Source organism: Enterobacter sp. CGMCC 5087 (genome assembly GCF_003144775.1).
In the GTDB taxonomy this organism is placed as follows: Bacteria; Pseudomonadota; Gammaproteobacteria; order Enterobacterales; family Enterobacteriaceae; genus Enterobacter; species Enterobacter cloacae_M.
This window is the reverse complement of sequence record NZ_QFXN01000294.1, coordinates 1-1149: the sequence shown is the minus strand read 5'-3', so window position 1 is coordinate 1149 and position 1149 is coordinate 1. Positions and strand designations below refer to the sequence as shown.

1 protein-coding gene is annotated in these 1149 nt (G+C 59.7%); it reads left to right on the top strand.

Going from position 1 to position 1149, the window contains the following annotated elements; translation table 11 throughout:
• Positions 1-9: 9 nt before the first annotated feature.
• Positions 10-1149: type VI secretion protein IcmF/TssM N-terminal domain-containing protein (locus tag DEO48_RS24795; RefSeq protein WP_309136851.1), on the top strand; the 1140-nt coding region annotated here is incomplete at its 3' end.

Here is a 1149-nt window from a genome sequence, read left to right as displayed (position 1 = left end):
ACGGAAATTATGCTGAAACACATTATCGTTTTTTTGCGCCAGGGGCTGCAGAAAGTCACCTTCTCCTGGCTGCTGTTTGCGGCGGTGCTCTGGGTCATCATCCTGGTGGCCGTCTGGTGGGCAGGACCTCTTTTCACGTTTCATGACGTGAAACCCCTGGCCTCTCTCTGGTCACGGGGATTATTTACGCTGGGATGGCTGTGGCTGGCCTGTATTGTCATGCTATGGCGGGTAGGACGCAATATGCGCAGCGCACGGCAGGCGCAACGACTACAGGAGAGCCGGCAAAAAGATCCGCTGCAGGTGTTTGTTGACGGCCAGCAACGGTTCCTGGACCGCTGGGCACAGGCGCTGAAGGCGCTGCCTGGTCAGGGTGCCGTGTACGGTAAACCCTGGTACATGATGCTTGGTCTTCCGGGCAGTGGCAAGAGCAGCCTGCTGCACCGCGCCTGCCCGCCGAACAAACTCAATGCCCGTCTGTACAATGCATTACGCTCCCTGCAGGACGGACAGAAGGTGGATTGCTGGCTGGGAGACGGAGCGGTCATCGTCGATCCCGACGGTGATCTCCTGCTCCAGACGGGACGGGGAACGGAAGATCAGAATGAGCAGAATGCCCGCCTGTGGCAGCATTTGCTGACGTGGCTAAAAGCGCACCGTCGACGCCAGCCGCTTAATGGTCTGATCCTGACGCTTGATCTGGGTGAGCTTGCGAGGATGGGAACCTCGGCCAGACATGCCAGCGCCCAGGTGCTGCGTACCCGTCTGATGGATATTGCTGATGAGCTGCAGACCCGGCTGCCGGTGTATGTGGTCCTCACGCACATCGATACGCTGCACGGCGCAGGGGATTTTTTCCGCAAGCTCGATGCACAGACCCGACAGTCGCTGCTGGGCGTGAGCTTCAGCCCTGACCTGGCGGAGAAAACCGCATGGCCCGGCGAGCTGGAGACCTTCTGGGATCTCTGGCTCAGCCAGCTTAACACAGCGCTGAGTGCCACCCTGTTGCACTCTCCGTCGCAAACGCCACCGACAGAGGCATTCCTGTTTTTACGCCAGCTTGCAGGACTCCAGTCGTTCGTGCAGACGACGCTGTCGGACATGCTGGCGGGAGAGGAAACGGCCGCCTTCCCCATACGGGGCATTTAT